Genomic DNA, 23,495 nt, shown 5'->3' with positions numbered 1-23,495 from the left:
AAAAAAATGGAGCTAACGTGTTGGCTCCATTTTTTTTAGTAGTTTATTTTTCTCGTCATGAGTACAGATCCCCTTCTGATAACGGATTTTTCATTTATTTTATGCCCTTTGAAAATGTAAAAATATGTGCCGTCAGAAAGATTGGATGCATCCCAATCATTTTGATAGCTTGAACTATTATACACGGATTTCCCAAACCGATCTATAATCTCTAATTCTATCCTGTCAAACAAGTAAGCACCAATAACAACAAATGTATCATTTTTATTATCCCCATTAGGCGTAATCGTATTCGGCAAAAAGAATCCTGTAGTTTCAACAATTATTTTGGCCGTATTGGACCAGTTCTCATTCTTATCCTGAATTTGATAGGTCCATTCGTCAAATCCGGTAAAATTCTCATTCGGCACGTAGATAATATCTCCGTTGCCTACCAATGTAATCGTTCCATATTTGGGATAAGATAAAATACTGACCGTTTCACTATTTAAAAAGCTTCCTTCAACATAATCATTGGTATAGGGTTTGATAGTCGTCCGATAATTATAGCCGATTTTCGTCTGATCATCCACTGCCACTGGAACAGTTTGTTGAATAAAGACTGTTACCATGGCTTCATTACTCCAGAGACCGCTTTTATCTTTGACCGAATAAGAAAATGTATCTTCCCCATACACAAGATTACTATGGGGAAGATACCGAATCACATCTCCTTCCACGGAAATATCACCGAAGCTAGGATATCCCGTTATACGTATCGAATGGATATCAATGGTACTAGATCCAATCTCATCATTATCCAACACGTTAATCCACGCATTACTCCCCTGGAAAAATACAATCGAATCTGCAATTGCTTTAGGTGGTTTAGCCACAGTCGTTATGGTAGGAAGATCGTCTTCTAACCCATTTCCCGAAACATCGGAAATTTCAAATCGATATTTTTCATCTACCCCAAATACCGTAGCTGTATTTTCCACATACCCCCGATCAATATCTGATTGCTTAACAATATACGTTCCTGTATACGTGGTATTTTCATTCTTTAATAAAGATGGATAAATTAATACATCAGTCTCTTGTAGATTCTGATCACGCAACCGTAGATCCATTACAGCCAGATAACCAGAATGAACAACTTCAAATTCATAAATAATCTGATCCCCTAAGGTAAATTGATTATGCTCGCCGGTTCCCTGATTGACAACAGATTTCCTTAATTGCAAAACAGGCTTGGTATCGATATCAATAACCGTATGTTCAATATTCTCAAAGGCTGTACCCGAAATATCAGTCACATCGAATTTTCTAGGATTTTTACCCTTTACCAAAGCAGAATTACTGACTTGTCGCTTTGTAACATCATCGCCTGTAATCTTATATCGAGCTGAAAACACAACTTCTTCTCCTTCATCTAGAAATGTCTTTGGTGGCACTAGACTGGTATTCCCCAGAAGTGGATCCTGCACAAAGATGTCCGTTACTGGCACCATTCCTGAATTACGTATAGTAAAGCTATACTCCAGCTCCTCATCTACTTCCTGAAAACCAGAATGATCTGAATCGATATGTTTTACTGTTTTCAAGAGCTGCAACTGCCCTCTTTCATGATAAGGTTCTAGCAAAAACACGTCAGTATTCCACATCATGTTATTACAATTACCCATACACTCTTCGAAAACAGTACCTGGGGATGTTGCATCTGTATTATTGGAAGTTGCATCTGGATCTGTAAAATCTCGTGGCCGGACCACCCCTGCCAAAGCATCTACAATACCATACGTTGCGTCAGGCACGTCATTCGCTTTTGCTTTTAGGATGAAAATCAAACTACACCCATTGGGCAGATTTATCGTTCCGTCTACACTATTTACTACCGTGTTTAAAGAATGTACTGTACCACAAGAACTCGAATGGCTGACAGTATTAATCGAGAAACCCTCCGGCAAACTAAAAGAAAACGTACTATTGCTTGCGTCTGAAGGGCCATCATTCAGCACGACAACAGTATACGTAATTATTTCGTCCAATTCGATCTCCGTTTTATCGGGTTCGATGGATACAATTTTGAGATCTGCAATTTCAACTGTTGTTGCTTTTACCACGCTTTCTTGTACCTGAACAGTATACGACCACGTGTCCATTCCTTTATTATTTCCAAAACTGGCTGCTCCATAGTCATTATTCACGTTGTTCACACTTTGATTCGTTATCGTTGAATGCTGATACGAACCCCATTTATGTCCGTTTTCATAACTACTTATTCCATCTAGATTTATAAGTGGATCAGACTGCTCAGAGGGTACTCCCGGAGAAATTGCGCTATCGTCCCAATACATAATGGCAGCGCCGTTTACACTGCCATCCGGATTAATTCGTTGTACAAAAATACCTTTAGGATTAATTTCCATATCAAAATATGGAAAGTGTATTTCGCCCTCTACTAAACCGATCAATATCTCAATAGGATAGTCTCTACCGGCGGGCAAAAGATTACCATGTCCGTCCTTTCCATCCCAGATATATTGATTATTCCCTACTGTTGCTTGCACCAATATATCTCGTTGTTCAAAAGTATATGACGGGTCTTTTGATTTGATGGTGATTTTATATCTGCCAGCATAATTTGTTTCAAAGCCGATTTTACTGCCTTTTAAATTAACATAGTTAGGAGTTCCTTCGCTACCTATCAAACTTATGTTTTTGATTTCGGCTACTTGAATGGGATTCAACAACCAAGTAGATCCACTTGGAATCATACCCGTGCTCATCCGCGGTAAATGAGAATCCGGCATAGTATATAGCATCTTATGCGTGATATACGTATTGTCTACATCTGCAAATAATGGATTATGGATGTACGCGTTATACCCATCATTGGAACTTTTATAACTTGGATTTCCGTCCAAGTCTAGAAACCCGGTATTATTTACAAAATATGAAAACTGGATACCGTGACTCCCATTTCCGTCCACCTTATACACATATCCATCCTTGGTCAACACATAATTCACACCATAAAAAGCGCCTTCTTCATTATTTAGAGATTCGTAATTCAAATATAAATTAAGTACATTGGTATATACCCTACCCGCAACCCATTCTGTATTTGTTGTATTTCTCACTGAAATATCCCAAGCTGCTACCAAGTACCCTGCATCAGGCTGATCCCAATTTCCGTCAGCTGGGTTTTGTGGAGGGTTCGATACATTTTGTGATGCAATTTCACCAATAGGTGGTATAAATTCTACCATCCAGATCCCTTCTTCATCTGCTGAAATCTCAAAAGGAGTGTATCCTATTCCCGGGCCGGCCAACTCCGCAGCTCTTTGACTATAAAAACCGGTAGCTCGAATACGTCCAATATCTGTATCATCTGTAATCGTGACATTACCAAAAGGAGAAGTAACCCGAATCCGCCCATTTCCTACATTTTGTGCACTTGAAGCTACCGCTAAAGTCTCCCCTATACGCACGTAAGCAAAATGTGTCCCCAAATTAGAAAACGAAGTATATCCGAAAGGCAAACAATTTAAAAAAGCCCTATTTCCTCGTACACCAGCCGGATACAGCTCTTTTGAACCGTCCGCTAGGATCGTGGTGCAGTTAACCATAAGCAGAACAAAAAATACTAATCTAGCTATAACATGCATAAATAAGTGTTAATAATCAGGGCAATAAACAAACTTAGACAAAGTTAATTATACATGCAAGTTTCCCAGGTTAAACATCCGTATTAAGTTTATCTTCACTAATCTGTTCTTAGCAAACAGGACCCAGTGAAGAGCAATAGGTTTGTAAATCCAAAGCATTTTTTCTAAGTTTGCAACCTAATTACTATTTGCAATGTCACATCAAGTACCAGAGGATGGCACTCAGCTTCCTTTAATGGAAGAGTTTTATACCATACAGGGTGAAGGATACCATACCGGAAAAGCTGCTTATTTTATCCGTTTGGGAGGCTGTGATGTAGGTTGTCATTGGTGTGATGTGAAGGAAAGCTGGAATGCGGAATTGCATCCCCTTACTTCCGCCGACCAAATAGTTGAAAATGCAAAACGGTACCCTTCCAAAACAGTGGTCATAACAGGTGGAGAACCATTAATATACAACCTGGATTACCTGACCAGAAAGCTAAAAGAAGCGGGAATAAAAACATTTATAGAGACTTCTGGAGCTTATCCTTTAAGTGGATTTTGGGATTGGATATGTCTTTCTCCCAAGAAATTTAAAGGTCCTCGCCCCGATGTATTAAATGCAGCGGGAGAACTGAAAATTATTGTTTTTAACAAAAGTGATTTCGAATGGGCAGAAGAGCATGCCAAATTTGTAGGCGACCAGTGCAGATTATATCTCCAGCCCGAGTGGTCTAAAGCTTCAGAAATGACTCCCCTGATCATTGATTACGTAAAAAATAACCCTAAATGGGAAATTTCATTACAAACCCACAAGTATCTGAATATTCCTTAGCTGGGTTTGTGAATACAACGCATTTTATCTAAGTTTATACCATAAGGCAGTTGGTATATGAAACTTTTATTTGCGGTCATTAGTTTTTATTTTCTCTTTGGCATCGAAGCCCATCTGATATACGCTCAACTTCCCTCCTCGAATAAAAAAGCACAACAGGCTTATGAAACCGCTAATAAAAATCTTCGTTTACAGCAGACAGATTTAGCTATTTCCCACTTGGAGAAAGCGGTAGAATTAGATCCTAACTTCGCAACTGCATATCAGCAACTAGCTGATATACATCGACAGACAGAGAATTACATACAAGCCATACCATATTATAAAAGTGTGTTGAAACTCGACCCTAACCTGACTCCCCTAACTAAATACGGATTAGGAGAATCTTTGCTTAACGAAGGGAAATATCATGAGGCCATTGCCTATTTACAAGATTATGCAAAAAATAATCTGTCTGAAAAAAGCAGGATGCAAATAGACAAATACATAGCCGATTGTCTTTTTGCAATCAATCATACTGATCGAGGTATAGTTCATTTACAAAAACTCCCCACAGCAATAAATACTTCAGATGATGAGTACTTTCCCAAATTGACAGCCGATAATAAGACGATTGTATTCACACGCAAAGTAAATAACCAAGAAAATTTCTTCGAAAGTGAACTCGGTTCAAACAATTGGTCAGAAGCGAGGAAACTGACCGGAAAGATTAATTCAGAAGCATTTAATGAGGGTGCACATTGCATCTCACCGGATGGAAAGTACCTATTTTTTACCGGCTGTAATAGACCTAATGGAATGGGAAGCTGTGACATCTATGTTTCCAAAAAAGAAAATGGAGAATGGGGTACACCTCATAATTTAGGTGCGCCAATTAACACAAAAGGCTGGGAGTCACAGCCTGCAATATCTGCCGACGGCAAAACTTTGTATTTTGTCAGCAATCGTACCGGAGGAATCGGAGGTTATGACATATGGAAAAGCACATTAAACGAATCTGGAAAATGGGGAAATCCAGAAAATCTGGGAAAAGAAATCAACACGCCTTTTGACGAGAGTGCTCCCTACATCCATGCGGATAATAAAACCTTATATTTTGCGTCAAATGGGTGGCCCGGTTTCGGAAGATTAGATTTGTTTCTAAGTCATGTAGATACAGCAGGCAACTGGTCGCACCCTGAAAACTTAGGCAAACCCATAAACAACCACTATAATCAAACTGCAATTCACGTCAGTATGAATGGCAAATTAGGTTATTTAGCTTCCCAGGACTCGAGCAGACAACTGGATATTTATGCCTTTCAACTATCACAATTAATCATGCCCGATCCTGTGGCCTATATCCAGGGGCAAGTTCTTGACGCAGAAGATAACCAGCCATTGGCGGCAAAGATCAGCGTGACAAATACAGACAATCAACAGGTAGTATATGAAGATATTGCCGATTATGTGGATGGAAAATTCATTGCCACGCTCCCCATAGGTTTTAATTATGCTGTTCATGTTCAACACCAAGGATACCTGTTTGATTCGAAACAATATGCACTGGATGACCTCAAGTTTACGAACGAAAAATTTGAAACAAATATCCTGCTCCAACCTATAAAAATCGGTGGTACAATAACGCTAAATAACATTTACTTTGATATCAATAAATACGAATTGTTATCTACTTCAAAAAGTGATCTAATGCTATTACTTGCTTTTCTAAAACTAAATCCAGACATTATAATAGAAGTCAGCGGACATACCGATAATACCGGCAAAAAAGAACTTAATCAAAAATTGTCCGAAAATCGAGCAATAGCGGTAGCGAATTATCTTTTTGCAAATGGCATTGCAAAAAACCGAATTACAACTCTAGGTTTAGGAGACCAGAAACCCATCGCTACCAATGAAACAAATGAAGGGAAACAACTAAATAGACGAACAGAAATTAAGATTTTAAAATAGGACGAGGGTTTAGAGTTTGATCATTTCACCCGATTTTACCGATTCATCACAGGCAAAAGCAATTTTCAAACTATTCAGGGCATCTTCCATGGATTTGGAAAGATCTAAATCTTCCTTAATGGCTTGTAGAAAGAAACGCTGTTCACGGTTGCACAATTCCTGGTGATCTGGCTCATCCAATAAATCTATCCATTCATCGGTTTTTAAAAACTCATTTTTCTCATTTATAGCAGCATGGTGGATGCATATCGATTCCGTTTGTGTATGAGCGGTTATTGAATCCGAATTACCTTGCTTGCTCGCATTATTGGCAACAATAGATACAGATCCCTTAGGCCCAAAGACATCTTTGATAAAAAAAGCGGTTTCACTAACCATTGGGCCCCAACCCGCTTCATACCAACCCACGCTTCCATCATCAAAACGAATCTGCAGCTGTCCGTAATTGTAATTATCTGTTGGAATATCATTCGTGAGTCGGGCGCCAATCGCCGAAACCTGTATAGGTTTGGCATCTGTCATCTGGCACATTACATCGATGTAATGTACACCACAATCTACTATCGGGCTCAAACTTTCCATCAAATTGCGATGTACATCCCACATGTAGCCATGACTCTGCTGATTGAGGTTCATACGGAATACCAAAGGTGTGCCTAATTTTCTTCCTTCGGTAATAAAGCGGATCCAAGAGGGATGATGTCGAAGAATATAACCTACTACCAGTTTCCTGTTCGCCCTATTTGCTGCATTAATAACGCGCTGCGCGCCTAACACAGTATGCGCCAGCGGCTTCTCAATAAACACATGTGCTCCTACCTCCAGCGATTGAATAGCATATCGTTCGTGCGTATCGGGGTAGGTAGATATACAAACCGCATCAGGTTTGGTAATACGTAAAGCGTCCTCAAAATCATCAAACAACGGATAGTTTGCATTTAGTTTTTTATTTAGTGCAATTTTGCTATTCCCCCGTGATACCAAACCAACTATTTCGAATTCTTCAAAATCATGGTAGGCTTTAGCATGTGATGCCCCCATATTACCACAGCCAACCACCAAAATTTGTATTTTATCCATATTTGTCACTTCTAGACCTAAAAATGCAACTTTATAAGGTATTTTACAAACAAACTCGTATAAAATTGCGGGAAACCGAGGACGAATGAATTTTATTATATAAATTCACACGGTTTTTAGAATAGATTATGCAAAACGATATTTCCGCCGCCGAGCCTTTAATTACGAATACCGCTGTGATCGTGGGTATATTGATGTCGATACTGGGATTAGTATTTTACACGTCAAGTTTATCGAACAAATATATCCGAGGCTTCTACAATATTATCCCTCCTCTATTGTTATGCTATTTTCTTCCGGGAATTTTGAATTCCTTTCATATTTTTGATGGTGAAAATTCCGCACTCACACGTATTGGAAGCCGCTACTTTTTACCGAGTTGCCTAATTTTATTTATCATCAATCTGGACTTAAAGGAAATGTGGACATTACGTAAGCGTGCAGGACTAATGTTCATAACAGGAACAGTCGGTATTGTAGTCGGTGGTCCACTGGCTGTATGGCTCACAGCACTTGTCGCACCTGAAGTAGTAGGAGGAGCTGGACCCCATGAGGTGTGGCGTGGATTAGGATCTTTAGCAGGGTCGTGGATTGGCGGAAGTGCTAATCAAGTTGCGTTACGGGAAATTCTCCAGCCCTCTCCAAAACTATTTTCCTCCATTATCGCAGTTGACGTTTTCGTCGCCTACATCTGGATGGCATTTTTACTATATGGTGCAAGTAAATCCAAACAGTTTGACAAATTTTTCAAGGCCGATTCAAAAGATGTCGATATGTTAATGATCAAAATGGATGAAAAATCAAAAGCAAATAACCGCATGCCGGAGACAAAAGACTTTGTCATTATGTTAGCTTTAGCATTCGGGGGAACTGGTTTAGCTACTCTTCTTGCGGAACCTATTGCGGAGTACATAACCGAATATTATCCTAATTTGGAGAAATTTTCGTTAACCAATAGTTTTTTCTGGCTGGTTCTTTTTGCAACTATTATTGGTATTTCGCTGTCATTTACTCCTGCTAAAAAATTGGAAAATGCCGGAGCATCTAAAATAGGCACGGTGTTATTATATATGCTAATCGTGACTATAGGCATGCAAATGGATATACTTGCTATTTTAGATAATCCCGGACTATTTATCGTGGGTGTTATCTGGATGTCGTTTCATGCCTTATTACTCTTAGTCGTTGGCAAAGTATTTAAGATTCCTTTCTTTTATTACGCTGTTGGAAGTATGGCAAATGTTGGCGGTGTCGCATCAGCAACGGTAACATCAGCGGCATTCCATCCGTCATTGATATCTGTCGGAGTTATTTTATCCGTATTTAGTTATGCTGTAGGCACATATGCAGGCTGGATTACCGCACTACTCATGCAGTGGGTATCTCCGATATAAAAATATAAAAACTCTCAGTTATGTTTCCCCTTTGCTATGAAATATTGTTCATCATGGTTTTATTCGTTAAATTTGGAAAAACGAATTTAAATGGAGAATAACACATATTATGAAGGGCAGGTGATTTGGGCTCAGATCGATGCAAACCGTCATTTGCGACACTCTGCTTATGCCGATTTTTGTGCGCAGGCCAGAAGCAATATGCTGAATAAAATGGGGTTATCATTAAATGAATTTGCAAAACGCAAAATAGGCCCCATTTTATTTCGGGAAGAATTGATTTATTTGCGTGAAGTAAAGTTAGACGAACATATTTCTGTAAAAATTGAGATGACAAAGTTTAACAAAAAAAATGCACGCTTCTCCTTCCGTCATGAAGTCTATAAGGAAGATGGCGTGAAAGCAGCAGTTGTGAATGTGGATGGCGCATGGTTAGATCTGGAACACCGTAAACTAGTGAATATACCCGAGGAATGGCATCATATGCTCGAAAAACTTCCTATGGCGGAAGACTATGTTGAAGTGATTTAAATAATCCTGTCAACTTTTGATTTGACAGGATTAAAAGAAACTAACGATATGAGATTAAAGATTATTCTACCGTTACATTAAAAACAAATGTCGCCTGTACGGTCTTACCCGACTCGTATTCATACACAAGAGCTTGGCTCACCTTAAACGTATCCCCTACTTTTGTTTGGTTAGGATACTGTCCCACTAAAAACATCATTGATGCAGGGTTAAATTCCGAATAAACTCGAGCATCAGATCCCCAGCCAATTACATTGCCATTTGCACCAAACCAATGACCTAGACCATTTGCTGTTGTATTTGGGTTTAAAGAACCATTACTTTCCACCGCATAAAACTTTATCGTACTGCCAATAGCATCACCAATAGCCGAAGGCTGTAACACAAACGCTGTGGCCAATGCAGTCCGATCTATAGAGATGTTCTTTCCACTATAAGCGGTAGCATCAAATGGTATATCCACATCAAAATTAAAGGTGATGTCCTGAGGTTGATCATCTTCATCAAAAGTCACGTAACCGGTAACATTTGTTCCGGAAACCTTGATTTCATAGGGCCACTGTTCATCATTACCTTCATTTTCATCCCATGCATGAACCGCGTAAGACGTAGGCGCCCCACTTACGATGAAAAATAGCTTTTGACATAGATCGGGAACGGTAAAAGATATATTGCGCTCTCTACTATCGTACATTGGGCTATAAACACGCTCTCCGGAACTTAACAAAGCGACCAGACCATAACGCCAACCTGCCCTAGACGGATCTAAAATAGCATTAAAACCACTTTCGTTAACCAATCCTTTAAAATCAATTGAAATAGATCCCCCTACTACAGGTACATCTAATGCGACAACATTATATCCCCCAGTACCCGGACAATGGTCATAATGAACACGGAGAGCTCCATCTGTTTGTACATCAAACTTATAGGTATGCTGTCCAATATATTCTTTTCCCCGGTTACGTAGTGCATCTAAATCCCAGGTAGCATATTTAGCAGCCATATCGTACATCTCATCGTTTAGCTGTTGGGCATTAATACCTGTCAACCGCATATAGGCTTGCAACGGATCCTCTGGAGAAGTTGCTTCTCTCCATATACGGCCTATTATATCCAGACCATGTTTGTCCGCCCAATAATAATGTACAAAATAATTGGCATATCGATACCATTCATGAAATTGATGACGATGATAGTTTTCTGTATACACAGGGAAATGATGCGTCTCAAATATTTCTGCAGGATAGCTTTGCATAGCTTGCCATTGGGCGGTTTGTTCCCAGAAAGCATTTCCTCCATTTCCTCCGAAGCCATACCTAAACCCGTGATTAGCTCCAAGGTCACAGCGGACCTGATATTGAAAGCTATGCCCTATTTCATGGGCGATGGTAGCCCCAACTGGCTTACAGGTGCTTGGGCTAACCCATAATGCACCAATCACGTCATCATAGCCACCACCGTAAGCCATCCAGTCGGTTGTATAGTGCAGAAAAATCATCATTTTGTATTGATCCAGGTTGGATTTATCAACACCTCGTTCTGCAAATTTTAAAGTCTCAACATTCAATTTGTAAAATTCCTCAGCCTTAGCTAGCAAATCATTTATATCTACACGATACGCCTCAGGTACCGAAGCAGCGTTTGGATCGTTCGTTCCATAGCCACTCCCCCAGTACACAACAAAATGCTTTGAATGCCGACTTCTTTTATTTGACCATGTACTTGAACTATTTTCAAAATCCATCCCCTCAAACTCTTTGGGTTTATAGATTTGTAAAGTATCATCCTCCTCCTCTACCAGCTCTGTATCATCTTCTTCTGTAGGCAATTCGCTCTTCTTCTCACAGGACAAGAAAAGCAATGTAAGAAACAGAACTGTAGTGATGTAATGAAACAATAAAACTCTTAAATATCTGTACCACATAGTTTAAACTATTTATAAAGGTTTACGTATAACATTTTTCAGATGATATGTCACATTATAAGTTCCTCCGAGATAATACTTCAATGTACTTACTGGATTGACATTTCTACCAATATCGGTTGCCGATCCAACAACTCGGTAATAGGTAATCCCATCTGCCCAAGTTCCCCCCGCTACATTGATCTGCTTCAAAACAGGATAATCAAGTCCTGTCAAAGGAAACTCGTAAGATATAGCGTCATCGGTAACCTCCTCCTCAAAATAAGGTGACCAATGGGCAAATGTCGGTCGATCACCACGTTTGATAATTTCACCAGCTTTAGGGTTAAATGTATTACCATTTTTATCTACCCAATGGAAAATGATCCTATTCTCACTAGTAGCTTCGCGCTTCACCTCAATTTCGAAATATTGAGTTGCATCGACAAAGTTATCTTCAACACCAAAATCTGATGTTGTCATAGCTTGATAATTGATGGAATGTGTTGTCGCCGGAATTAGTTGTATGTCCAAGGCATTATTAATTACCCTTGTTCCTCGACTATTCGTCACCTCTACATCTATGGTATATAATCCTGTCTCAATATTTGTAGTAGCTCTTGTCAGCCCGACACGCCCTCCTATTTCATTGACCATAATAGCAGGCATTTTATCAATGGCAATTTTTTCCATAAGACGTTCCAGGGTATTATCCTCACTGGTAATCTCTGCGATATAAGTAGGCACTTCATAATCAGCTAAGAATTCACTAGCTTCCCGACCTGTGTTCTTATCTCTAATAGAAAGTAGTTTTACCTTAACCGGAGCTGTGCTTCCATCCAAGACCAGCGCACCCGTATAGTTAACTTGCCCTTGGACAGCTTCCAGCGTACGTAAGTTATACGAAATATAGTCACTGATATATCCGTCTTCCACTTTAGCACACGCACTTAATACGAATGTCGTCAATATCAATCCCAATTTATTTATATAGTTTCTTTTCATGATTAACAATATTATGATATACTAAAACTCTGAACAAAATCACAACCCCTATTCTATAGTAACATTCAACCTGAAAGTAACCTGTGTCTCATCTCCATTATCATCTTTATACACCAGAGACTGGCGAATGACATATTTATTTCCTTGTACCGCTTGACCAGGATACTGTCCAATATTAAATACAAAAGCAGAGGCATTATACTCTGAGAACAATACAGCTGTAGCTCCCCAAGTGGTTATGTTTCCCTCAGCATCAAACCAATGCCCCGGATGGTTGGCCGTACTATTTGGATCTAGTGTACCATCACTATTGGCTCCATAGAAAACAATCTGACTTCCAAAAAATGTACTGACCTCATTGACCGTTAACCCAAATGCTGCAGCAAGTGCATCCCGGTCAATCTCAACGGATCCACCTGTATAACCTCCAGCATTATACGCGAATTCGATATCATAGTCAAATACAGTTCCCCAATCAGGTTCTACATATTCCTTAGGCTCATTAAAATCTGATATAAATAAATGGTTATTAGCCAATACATTGATTATAGTGCCAGTTGCTGTTTCAATGCCTTGAGTCTGACAGCGTATACGGAGATCTGCAAAATCTCCTTCGGGAGTGATAACGGTACCATCATCAGCAACCTGATCTATTTCGCCCCTGATCTTCACATAAAACAAGTAGTATATGGGCTGAAAAGACCATTGTCCTGCCGGTTGTAACTGTTTGTGGTAAACAAAACCAGATAAATTACCGGCATTAGCAATACTGGTATACGTTGTATTCGCTACCGACAGATCATAATGCCCCTCCGGGTATATATAAGCCTTTAAGGAGTCTATATGGATCGTTTCCAGCATCTGTTCGAGAGAGAACGTTGCATTTTCATCTATAGCTTTTAACTCATTCCATTTCGCCTGATAATACCTACGTATAGAATAGTTGGTTGGCGCAAAAAGTGTAGATGCATTATTAATTTCCTCTTTTAAACCAAAATGATCGATAATATGTACCAATGTATCGAATAATCCTTGAGGATGTTGTGCTAAATAATCATAGGTACTCACATCAACTTTTGCATTGTGCAGACCACCATCGACCAGATAGTCCTGTTTGTTACAGCTCATCAACCCTAAGAGCGTGATCCCTGCAATCCACAATGTTATAATGGTGAATAATTTGTTCATTTTCTTTCCTTTTAAATTCATAATTACATATTCACTGTACTCCAAAATGAGGTCTGTCTCAAGCGTCTATTGACATTCAGCAAGCTAGGGTCAAACGGCCAATAGTATTTTCCCGCATTAAATTGAGTGGCGGTCATTTTACTACCAAAAAGAAGCTTCCCTTTAAATCGGCCTAATCGAATTAGATCATAAAACCTATGCCCCTCGAGAAATAATTCACGTCCACGCTCTGCAATAATTTCTTCGAAAAGATCTCCATTTAGATCCCAGTCTCCTATACCAGCCTGATTACGAACCTCATTCAATACGCTTGTAGCAGCCACTTCTCTTCCCGTTGCCGCCAAGGCTTCAGCATACAATAATTTAATATCAGAATAACGAAATATAATAATGTTGTTTTTAAAAACAGCTATAGCATTCGCTGTTTCATCCGTATAGGTTACATTCGAATATTTTGTACACACTGCGGAAGTTTCACTGGCTTGAAGGTCAAAAGCATTAGTCAGCCTCAAGTCATCCGTCGGGTATAAACTTCCTATATGCGTTGGCGAGATAATTAGTCCTGGATTTCCTGTTCTACCTCTTAAATAAGGCTCTACTAGTGTATTCATACCAATTCCACTTACCGTTCCTTCGTTAGTTGCATTTTGTGATATTTCAAAAATCCCTTCATTAGATTGTCCAACAAAAATCGACTTATAACTTTCTCCTCTTCCGACATACGCCAACCCTCCGTAAGTCAATACAGAGTCAGCTGCTTCAGCACATAATGTGTAGTCCTGGTTCCATGCATGAATATGGGCTTCAAGGGCAAACAAAGCAGTCTTATTAGCGCGTATTGCCCGGGTGGATGAAGATCCACGATCCCAAGACAATAAAGATTTTGCGGACGCTATATCTTGTAAGCATTGATCCAATATTTCTTCTGCCTTAACAGCATCAATATCTTGAGCTTCATCTACCTGTATTGTTTCCGTTACCAAAGGAACTCCTCCCCATACCCTAGACATATAGAAGTACACAAAAGCTCTACAGAAATAAGCTTCACCGATAAGACGATTTCGCGCCTGTTCACTTGCAAAAGCTGAAGCAGACATATCCGGCACGTACTTCAATACCCTATTAGCCTGGTCAATTGCTCGATAAAAAATATCATAACGCCTTAATCGTAATAAAGGATTACCTGTATCCGAGCTAGGTACCGCAAAAGACCAATTCATGTCAATAACATGATTAAACATCCACGGTGCTCCACCTGATGTTGTAAACTCATCTGAAGGGAAATCACCATAGGCATAGAAGGTCATACCCCCCGAATAGTTAAACGCCTGTCGTATCAAGGCATAAATGGCCGCCACCCCAGAATTGGCATCATCATCCGTTTGCCAAAAATTCTCATCTGTAGGATAGCTCATTGGCTTGAGATCCAAAAAATCATTACAAGAACTTATCCCCAAAACTACCATGGAAACAAGTATTATATATATCTTCCTAATCATGACTTTAATGTTTAAAAGAGTAAATCAATACCCACTGTAAATTTCTTTGGTATGGGATAACCGTTACCTGTTGAATAACCATTGGGTTCCACAGCTTCAGGATCCGGTGTATCTGACCACGATTTGATGTAGAGGTTGTCCACCATTCCAAATACCCTCATTGTCCTGAATTTTAGCTTACTGGTCAAACTTTGTGGCAAAGAGTAACCAAACTGAATATTTTTAAGCCGAACAAAACTGGCATTTTCCACAAAATAGTTTTGAGCAATATGCCAATTATCAACAGTATTGGAAAATAGATTGGGATAACGAGCCTGATCGCCTGGACGTAACCAGAAGTCGGAAACGTTGAAGTCACCCGCGATAGCAGAGTTACTTCCCCATGTACTAAATAATGAGGCCGATCCTGCATCTTGTAGTCTATCGGAAAGATATCCGTTCCAAAGACTACGACCCTGAATAAATGTAATAAGCACCTGCAGGGTAAATCCCTTATATGAAAAGAAATTTGTAAAACCACCCGTGACTTTCGGATTTGGATCACCCATAGAAACTTTATCCTGATAATCGATAATATAATCGTCGTTTATATCTTGGGGTGCGGGATCTCCTGCTTTATAATATTGTCCCGTCAATCCATTTCGCAAGCGGTTTCCTGTCAAAGGATCAATGGGTACGTCTGCATCTGTAGCAAAGACACCATCTACTTTCCATACTTGGAACGGAAATAGAGGTTGACCTACATTCAACGTCCGTTCCATCCATGGGGGGCCTGTTCGAAACTCACGCCCCCCATTAGGAAGTTTGGTAACCATGTTCTTATTGAAAGCGATATTGAAATTGGTATTCCATTGAAACGCGGATTCTGGTCGCAGATTAAATGTATTAATTGTTAATTCTACTCCTGAGTTCCGTATATCGACAAAGTTATTAGTCAGTGCGGAGAAACCAGTGGTCAATGGTGCTTGTGACTCAAAAACCATCGCTTGGGAATTTCTGACATAATAATCTGCAGTTACATTAATACGATCTTTTATAAAATTAGCATCAAAACCAATATTAAACTGTGGTGTACGTTCCCATTTTATGCTGGACGCAGATGCCGCCCCCCCATAGTTTGGATAGGTAACACCCACTCCATTATAGGTATTAATAGCCACATTATCTCCATTGTCCAGTCTGGCTCCCTCATAATTTCCATTAAAACCTAAAGTCATATACTGCGCATAATAACTTCCAGGATCAAGACCGGTCAAACCATAACTAGAACGGAACTTCAGAAATGACACTACACTTTTCAAAGGCTCAAAAAAACGTTCTTCTGTTAGAATCCAACCAGCCGATATAGCCGGAAAAATACCCCATCTGTTGTCTCTGCTGTAGCGCGACGATGCATCCTGACGATAGCTTCCTGAAACAAGATACTTACCCTTATAATCATAACTCAGACGACCGAAGACCGATACCCGTGCCCTTTCTTGTAAATCACTCCATCCGTAAAGATCAGATCCGGAGGAGATTCCCGAAATGGACTTTACTACGGAACTGTTGTCACTATAACCAGATAGATAACGATTGTTGGTATTATTTTGTTCCATACCATACCCTAGAACTCCCGAAATATTATGAATTTCTTTTAACGTCTTATTATAATTAAAGAAGCTTTCCAACTCCCATCGCTGATTTTGATAAACCCAACTCCTTGCCCAATTCCTACGATTACTTGTGATCAAGGCTGGTTGAAAAAGATCACGTGTGTTATTATTAATGTTGTAAGAGAATTGTGTACGAAAAGATAGCTCTGGTACAAATACCTTTTTGAGGGTCACGGCCGTATTACCATTAATACTTGTTGTACGATCATTATCCATCAGATCGTCGTACCGTCCAGTATACACTCCTTCTTCGACATCGGTAATTTGCCAAAATGAAGATGGAAATCCCCAGGTCGTAAACGGATATTTACTTCCATACACCCCCTCCCCGGAACCGTGTTTGGCTCGCGTAATACCGGCGAATAGATTGGTTTCTATTTCCACATTATCCGTAGGTCTCACTTGTAAAAGCAAGCGGGGAGTAATATTATCATTTTCATACCCAATCATAACACCCTCTTCGTAATATCGCTGTGCAGAAAAACGATACGTAAAGCGATCAGACGAGGAGCCTACACTAGCATTAATGTTGTTGATCTGTGCCGATCTCAAGAACAGTCCCTGCCAATCTGTATTATTATTAAAGGCGGGATTTAGGCTATCAGTCAACATCATACTTATCTGGTTATTTGCAAACCATTGATCTTGTCCTCCAACATACAGCATATTCATTTTCAATCGACGCTCAGCAGCTCCTACCTGTATGGGTTTCATCGCTGGCATATCAGCGATCCCAGCATAGGCGGACACACGAACCTCTGGCTTACCTGTAGACGGTCTTTTTGTCTTGACAATAATAACACCATTAGCCGCACGGGCTCCATAGATGGCAGAAGCAGATGCATCTTTTAAGATATCAACAGACTCAATATCGTTCGGATTTATAGATTGTAGAGGGTTGGCTCCGTATGCTGAACCAAAATCATTCACATCATAAATAATATTATCAATTACATACAATGGAGCAGAGATCACATTATTAGCAAGCCCAAGGTTACTACTACCGCGGATATTCACAATATTGTTTGTGCCTGGTTCTCCAGACGTGCTCATCACCGCTAGACCTGCCACACGTCCCTGTAACATTGCGTCAAAAGTAGCATAAGGCGTATTTTCAAAGTCTTTCCCTTTTACTGTAGAAATAGCACCAGTGGTTTTCCGTCGCTGTATATTCTGATATCCGATAATAACAACTTCATCCATATCAGAAGAATTTTCATCTAGAATAACGCTAACCTCGTTACTGCTAGAAATTGCGATCTCCTTGGTTATATACCCTACAGAAGTAAAAACAAGACTTTTCCCAAGTCCCGAAATACTAATCGTAAAATGTCCCCCTTCTTTTGTCGAAGTGACACCGGTTCCTCCTTTCTCTTTTATGGTCACTCCTGATAAAGGATTTCCTTGTGAACTGCTGACCTTTCCCGTAATTACAACAGACTGAGCAATCAAGTCATGTTGACAGAATACTAAAAAAATCAAAAAAACGTTCAAGATTTTAAGTAGATACATTTTTTTCATGCGTTAATTATGTTTGTTAAAATTTAGGTTAATTGCATCTAGTTATATTGTTGCTCTTTTGAACTTCAATAAGCAGAATAAAAATCACATCTGACGTACAACAATGAATAAACTAATATCCAAAATGTATTTATAGCATACTATGTTTTCATTATATCAATAATTTAAAAGTTAAAAAAATCTATCTATATGATTCAACCTCAGACTAGAACTGTAGTCATGCTCCTCAGAAACAGATAAGTTTATCAATTAGTTATATAGCAAATGTAACATCAAAATGACATAGTTTATCACCCGATATTCGCCTATTAAAACCACTTTTTAACCTACTTCAGGCCTTAAAAAAAGTGTGATTAGCTCCAACCAGTACGGCAACAAAAAAGCCTACCGGATATACATCCAGCAGGCCCACATTTATTATGAACCAAAACACTATTTACACAACCTATAGCCGGTCAAAAACTACCTTTTGGCCACTAACACATCCAGATGAACAATAGTCCCGTTCAGGCTAAACTGATATCCCCATTGTTCGTCATTCACATCATCTCCATCCAACAAGTGAATACTATGCTGTTTTGGTGCACCGCTAACTACCAACCACAAGTGTTCTGTCTGATCGGGAACGGGAAAAACAAGATCACCTCGCGCGTCCTTTCCTGTCGCGCCATATACACGCTCGCCATTCTTCTTCATGGCTACAAACCCGTATCTCCACCCTGCATTTTCAACAGCGGTATGACGGTATCCCTCCTGACCGGCTATGCCGGTAAAATGAAGCTTTACGGATGTACCCTTTGGTGGAACGACAAGCTTAATTCCGTTATAACCATAGTTTTGCGGAGCCACTGCAGAATCAATTTGGTAGTACTTATCGGCAGTTACAATCAATTTCGTGGTGTGTTGGTTAGCATAAGGAGCAGCATATATTTGGACACGAGGCAGATCCCAGGTCATAAACCGGCGATACCCGTCAAATAACTCGTCATTGAAGGTATCCTGGTTCATGCCATGCAATCGTTGATATGTAAGCACCGCATCTTCACCTGCCCGGGCCTCACGCCATAGCCTGCCGTGAAAATCAGCCCCGTGTAACATGGACCAATATTCAAATACATAAGGCGAATGGTACATATTTGTTTCATGGAGAAAAGCATAATGCGTTTTATCCATAAAGCTTTTCAGATGGTAGTTTTCAAAGGTCATCCAACCCGGATAAACCTGCCACAACAGGTATTGGGCTCCCATTTCAAAAATAGCATGCCCTCTGCTCCCCGCTACGCTCGATGAATATGCCCAGGCACCATCACTTTTGGCCAAATATTGAAAACAATGTGCCATCTCATGTGCAACTGCTCCGTAAGGCGGATGCTGCAACCGTAATGAAGAAGCCCATAAGATACCTACGCTATCCGCTGCCCCTCCGCCAAAAGCCGTTCCCTCGTCTCCTCCGATCACAAAGAACAATAGTTTATACTTATCGGTCAACGACTTTCCACGTTGCACCATTTTTACCGTATCCCGGTAATGCGTATAAAATCGTTCACATTGTGCAAGGATAGCTATGGGGTCGAATCGCTTTGTACTATTTACATGATTTTTGGGATCGTCACCATATTCTTTAGCCCAAAATATAGCAATGTTTTCAGATTCAACTTTACGCGAATAACTGTATTCACTGTCTTCACTCCGGTAATCGTTCGCCTCGGGCACCCGCCATATCTTTGAAGGCAGATATAATTCCTTAACATGCTGCTGCGCGATTGCACCAAGCTGTACGAAAAACAAGACCAATACCCCTATTAACTTTATCAGACAAATTTGCTGATTTACATATTTACCCATTTTTACTCCCGCTAAATTCATATCGTGTATCTGCTATCTAACATAAACCCTTACCTCGCCGAACTCTCCAAACCCTTCCTGATTGTTTGTCGCGATCTGGTACAAGCCAACTTTAAGTGTACGCCCGTCCAGATCGTCCCTTACAAAAGGAGTGTTCGGTAGATCTGTCCACGTCTTACCGTCTCTGGAAGACCGCAGATAGAAATATTTCCCTGACCGCTGTATCTGAATGAACGAATCGAATGCCAGCCCTGTGCCGTTATTTCCTTCCCGATGAATGCGGGGACCAATGCTTCGCGCTAAATTGCCTAGGTTCCAACCGGTCAAAATTGTATTGTTTATGTAGGATGACGGGTTATCTACATCCTGAATCATAATGCCGGCTTCGCTGGATGAGCGGGTCTGGCTAGACAATCCTGCTACATCATTGAGCTTGACCTCTATCGTAAAATCACCTTTTAGTTCCTTGTAGATAAAAGGAGCTATGAGGTCAGTACTGCCCCACTTGGTATGTTTTGATACTATACGCCAGATTTGTTGATCCAGACTAATAGCTGTCTGCGTACTATCCAGGTATGAACTGACCTGATAACCATCCCAAAACGGGATTTCCCCATCAGACAGCGTAAATGTTTCTTTCACGTCCACAGGTGGTAAAAGAGCGGGTTTTACTACGGACACAGTAGCTGTCAGCATCTTGCTGACATTACCAAACTCGTCTTTGGCATGGACCTGAATAGATGGACCAATATCCTTTTTATCAAAAAGATAATACGACTGTTTCATCCAGCCGGAGCTGATCTCGCCGCAAGAGAACAAATACAACACCCCCTTCTTCTCTTCATCGACCTGCACAAAAACATCTTTACCATTGATATAATGTGGTGCAATAAGCAACGACGGCGTATAAACTGCCAAGCTACTCGTTGATTTTTCCTCCCAAATACGATAACGTGCCGTAGCTCGATCTGCTGAAAAACTTCCTTCATAAGCATTGAAAAAATGAAAAGATGCTTTAAAGTAGATCGACTGATCTTTTATCACAAGTAGCTTTTTCAAATCCTTTAAATTACCCAATTCGCCATTTACATAACATGTAGCCTTACCTTGATGACGAACAAGCAAGTAATGGTTCCATTTTTTCCCATCAAAAAGATCGAAGTCCAGCGTATAGTCCTCTTTACCTAATATATCTTGTAATAGAGGGTCTTGAAGTCTTTCTATTTTCAAAGCGGTGCGCTGATCAGCAACTTTCACCACAGCGTCATCGATAGGAATAACTGCCGCATTAAGTGATCCGTGATTTTGTAAATGAGTAACCGGCCCCAGATCCAAGTCATCCGTTTGTATCGATAAATACCCGGCCGTCTCGGACTCCGTCGCATAGCGATCTTTTATCACCTCTACGGGTACATTTTCATTATAAACCTTTAAGTCTGCCAAATAACCACTAAAGTTATTATCCAATAAATCTGACGCACCGACAATAAACGCGTCACCACCGCGGACATACAGCATACGGTTTTGTTCGCTTTGCATGACACCGTCCACATAAATGCGTTCTATATAGCCATCGAAGGCAATGACCACATAATGCCATTTATCTGCTACCGGAACGGTTTTGTAACCCAAATCCGGCCAAGAACCATGGACAACAGCACCTCTTTGCGGATCACTGCCTACACCAAATACCGCCTTGGTCATATCTTGGTTTCCTTTGGACCAAGCCAGCACCTGCTCAAATCGTTCCACAGTAGGATTGTTGACCCACATGGCTACCGTGTATGAACTGTTGCCTTCAAGGGACTGCGGTACACCAAAGGTAGAGCGAAATGCAACGGAACCGTCGAAGAAAAAAGCTTGCTTACCTTGGTACTGCTTAACCAGCACCTGTTGTTCGCTCTTCAGCACCTCACCGAGCAAACCCTTATTTTGAATCGTCGATAGTCGCTGTCCCTCCCGATAATCCGAAGCCTGCAAATGGATCAAATTACCTAAAACCTGCTTTGTTGACGGTATAGACTGTGGTGCTGACCAGATTGTCTCTTTCTTTAATCGATCATTGTAAACACTGATATTCCAGACACCACGAGGTAACCCGGGCAGTTGGGTATTCCATATTTTCAAACATACATAGCGTGCCTTTGCTTTACCGTGCTCCAGTACCGGACTAGCCCAACGATTGTTTACCGATTGATCAGCAAATGTTGTCCAATACTCACCATCTTCCGATGTTTCGAGCGTATACTGATAAGCATAGGTAGGGTATTCAAACTGAATTTCCACCGTCTGTACATCCTGAACAACGCCCAGATCGACACGCAACCAAGCGGGTTGCTGGTTTTCTTTTGCTCTCCATAGCGTTCCATTATTATCGTCAGCAGCAAAAGAAGGTCTGAAATCTTCGTTATAATAAGAAGAAGCTTCTACTGGTTTGCCAACGGCTTTATCTTCTGGATAAGAAGTCGTTTTCAACAGATCTTTTACACCTTGATGCGTTGGAACAACATTTTTAATCTCACCATCTGCTGTAAAAAATAATTCATCAATGGCGAGCTGCCGATGGAATCCTCCTCCCGAATGGGGATTATTGTGCCTATGATAGACAATAAAATAACGTCCATCAACTTCTAAAATACTATGATGCCCAGGTCCGTGAATCGTACCATCGGCATTGGTGACCAAAATAGGATTGTGATCCGGATATTCGAACGGCCCCATGGGGCCTACCTTGCTTCTGGCATACTGTACCCGATAAGAATGATCCTCACAATGACCGGATGAGTACATGAAATAATAAATTCCGTTGCGTTTGAATACGTAAGGAGCCTCAAAGAAATCTTTCGCTACGGTATTGGGTATTAATTCGATTTTTTCAAAGCTCTTCATATCTTTATTCAGCAATCCTACCGCACATCCGTGATCCGGATAGATACCCCAAGTCCCCCAGTACATATACATTTTGCCGTCGTCATCGGTAAATGTCTGTGCATCTAAGGTAATGACTCCCGGAATCATATAATTGGGAATAATAGACTGGTCGTTGGGCGCCAGCGGTTCCCATGGCCCTATCGGGCTATCGGAGACCGCTCCGAAAATTTCTACGGGCTGGCTATAATATAAATAATATCGTCCGTCATAGCCTTTGGTCATATCCGGAGCCCAATACCAGTGTGTATTCGGCCAGTTCATGGGTTGGATAGTCCAGTTTACAAAATCTTCAGATGTCCATACCTGCGATGGTCCTGCCCCCCAACCATTGCCATCGGTAGTAGCATAGATATAATAGGTATCGCCGATCTTCTTTATGGTTGGGTCAGCAAAGTAGCCTGGCAGGATAGGATTTAAGAGACCAGGTTGCTGGTATTCCTTTAATTGCTGTGCATGGGCCAAATTGACGCAGTTACACAGTAATAAGATTAAGGCTTTAAAAATCTGCTTCATAAAG

General features: G+C 40.4%; 13 protein-coding genes. 4 read left to right on the top strand and 9 right to left on the bottom strand.

The annotated features are described in order from the left end of the window. Positions 1-35 precede the first annotated feature (35 nt). Positions 36-3,614, bottom strand: coding sequence for a DUF7507 domain-containing protein (locus FAZ15_RS00415; protein ID WP_162304836.1), 3,579 nt, complete (start codon positions 3,612-3,614; stop codon positions 36-38). Positions 3,615-3,846: 232 nt separating this feature from the next. Between FAZ15_RS00415 and FAZ15_RS00410 the strand changes: the two genes are divergently transcribed. Continuing rightward, complete coding sequence (locus tag FAZ15_RS00410) at positions 3,847-4,470, top strand: 7-carboxy-7-deazaguanine synthase QueE (RefSeq protein ID WP_136899038.1); 624 nt, start codon at positions 3,847-3,849, stop codon at positions 4,468-4,470. A gap of 57 nt (positions 4,471-4,527) precedes the next feature. Continuing rightward, the gene (locus FAZ15_RS00405; protein ID WP_136899036.1) at positions 4,528-6,423 is read left to right on the top strand and encodes an OmpA family protein; all 1,896 of its coding nucleotides are present in this window, start codon (positions 4,528-4,530) and stop codon (positions 6,421-6,423) included. A gap of 9 nt (positions 6,424-6,432) precedes the next feature. Here FAZ15_RS00405 and FAZ15_RS00400 read toward each other — a convergent pair whose 3' ends face one another. Further along, a complete protein-coding gene (locus FAZ15_RS00400; protein ID WP_136899034.1) occupies positions 6,433-7,503 on the bottom strand; it encodes a Gfo/Idh/MocA family protein in 1,071 nt (356 codons plus the stop codon). A 128-nt stretch (positions 7,504-7,631) separates the two neighbouring features. Here FAZ15_RS00400 and FAZ15_RS00395 point away from each other — a divergent pair, with 128 nt between their 5' ends. Continuing rightward, a complete protein-coding gene (locus FAZ15_RS00395) occupies positions 7,632-8,897 on the top strand; it encodes a DUF819 family protein (RefSeq protein WP_136899033.1) in 1,266 nt (421 codons plus the stop codon). Between the two features lie 90 nt (positions 8,898-8,987). Continuing rightward, positions 8,988-9,428, top strand: a complete 441-nt coding sequence (locus FAZ15_RS00390; RefSeq protein WP_136899031.1) for an acyl-CoA thioesterase — start codon at positions 8,988-8,990, stop codon at positions 9,426-9,428. A gap of 61 nt (positions 9,429-9,489) precedes the next feature. Here FAZ15_RS00390 and FAZ15_RS00385 read toward each other — a convergent pair whose 3' ends face one another. From FAZ15_RS00385 to FAZ15_RS00355, 7 genes are all read right to left on the bottom strand, one after another. Then, the gene (locus FAZ15_RS00385; protein WP_136899029.1) at positions 9,490-11,355 is read right to left on the bottom strand and encodes a DUF4859 domain-containing protein; all 1,866 of its coding nucleotides are present in this window, start codon (positions 11,353-11,355) and stop codon (positions 9,490-9,492) included. A gap of 12 nt (positions 11,356-11,367) precedes the next feature. Further along, on the bottom strand, positions 11,368-12,339 hold the full coding sequence (locus tag FAZ15_RS00380; protein WP_136899027.1) for a DUF5007 domain-containing protein: 972 nt from the start codon (positions 12,337-12,339) through the stop codon (positions 11,368-11,370). Positions 12,340-12,387: 48 nt separating this feature from the next. Then, positions 12,388-13,527: a DUF4859 domain-containing protein gene (locus tag FAZ15_RS00375; RefSeq protein ID WP_162304835.1), complete on the bottom strand. Its 1,140-nt coding sequence runs from the start codon at positions 13,525-13,527 to the stop codon at positions 12,388-12,390. A gap of 23 nt (positions 13,528-13,550) precedes the next feature. Next, the gene (locus FAZ15_RS00370; RefSeq protein WP_136899023.1) at positions 13,551-15,026 is read right to left on the bottom strand and encodes a RagB/SusD family nutrient uptake outer membrane protein; all 1,476 of its coding nucleotides are present in this window, start codon (positions 15,024-15,026) and stop codon (positions 13,551-13,553) included. 11 nt (positions 15,027-15,037) lie between these two features. Then, entirely contained in the window at positions 15,038-18,163 is a 3,126-nt protein-coding gene (locus FAZ15_RS00365; protein ID WP_238387102.1) for a SusC/RagA family TonB-linked outer membrane protein, read from the bottom strand. A gap of 501 nt (positions 18,164-18,664) precedes the next feature. After that, positions 18,665-20,047: a DUF6055 domain-containing protein gene (locus tag FAZ15_RS00360; protein ID WP_238387101.1), complete on the bottom strand. Its 1,383-nt coding sequence runs from the start codon at positions 20,045-20,047 to the stop codon at positions 18,665-18,667. Between the two features lie 33 nt (positions 20,048-20,080). Then, complete coding sequence (locus FAZ15_RS00355; protein ID WP_136899017.1) at positions 20,081-23,491, bottom strand: family 43 glycosylhydrolase; 3,411 nt, start codon at positions 23,489-23,491, stop codon at positions 20,081-20,083. Positions 23,492-23,495 lie beyond the last annotated feature (4 nt).

The organism is Sphingobacterium olei, from assembly GCF_005048855.1.
Taxonomy (GTDB): domain Bacteria; phylum Bacteroidota; class Bacteroidia; order Sphingobacteriales; family Sphingobacteriaceae; genus Sphingobacterium; species Sphingobacterium olei.
The sequence above is the reverse complement of the archived record's forward strand: the minus strand, read 5'-3'. Positions and strand labels throughout refer to the sequence as shown.

Bases quoted from the DNA above. Each gene is read 5' to 3' on its own strand.
- FAZ15_RS00415 (WP_162304836.1), bottom strand. From the start codon at position 3,614: ATGGTTAACTGCACCACGATCCTAGCGGACGGTTCAAAAGAGCTGTAT.
- FAZ15_RS00380 (WP_136899027.1), bottom strand. From the start codon at position 12,339: ATGAAAAGAAACTATATAAATAAATTGGGATTGATATTGACGACATTC.
- FAZ15_RS00370 (WP_136899023.1), bottom strand. From the start codon at position 15,026: ATGATTAGGAAGATATATATAATACTTGTTTCCATGGTAGTTTTGGGG.
- FAZ15_RS00395 (WP_136899033.1), top strand. From the start codon at position 7,632: ATGCAAAACGATATTTCCGCCGCCGAGCCTTTAATTACGAATACCGCT.
- FAZ15_RS00390 (WP_136899031.1), top strand. From the start codon at position 8,988: ATGGAGAATAACACATATTATGAAGGGCAGGTGATTTGGGCTCAGATC.
- FAZ15_RS00400 (WP_136899034.1), bottom strand. From the start codon at position 7,503: ATGGATAAAATACAAATTTTGGTGGTTGGCTGTGGTAATATGGGGGCA.
- FAZ15_RS00355 (WP_136899017.1), bottom strand. From the start codon at position 23,491: ATGAAGCAGATTTTTAAAGCCTTAATCTTATTACTGTGTAACTGCGTC.
- FAZ15_RS00385 (WP_136899029.1), bottom strand. From the start codon at position 11,355: ATGTGGTACAGATATTTAAGAGTTTTATTGTTTCATTACATCACTACA.
- FAZ15_RS00410 (WP_136899038.1), top strand. From the start codon at position 3,847: ATGTCACATCAAGTACCAGAGGATGGCACTCAGCTTCCTTTAATGGAA.
- FAZ15_RS00405 (WP_136899036.1), top strand. From the start codon at position 4,528: ATGAAACTTTTATTTGCGGTCATTAGTTTTTATTTTCTCTTTGGCATC.
- FAZ15_RS00375 (WP_162304835.1), bottom strand. From the start codon at position 13,527: ATGAACAAATTATTCACCATTATAACATTGTGGATTGCAGGGATCACG.
- FAZ15_RS00360 (WP_238387101.1), bottom strand. From the start codon at position 20,047: ATGGGTAAATATGTAAATCAGCAAATTTGTCTGATAAAGTTAATAGGG.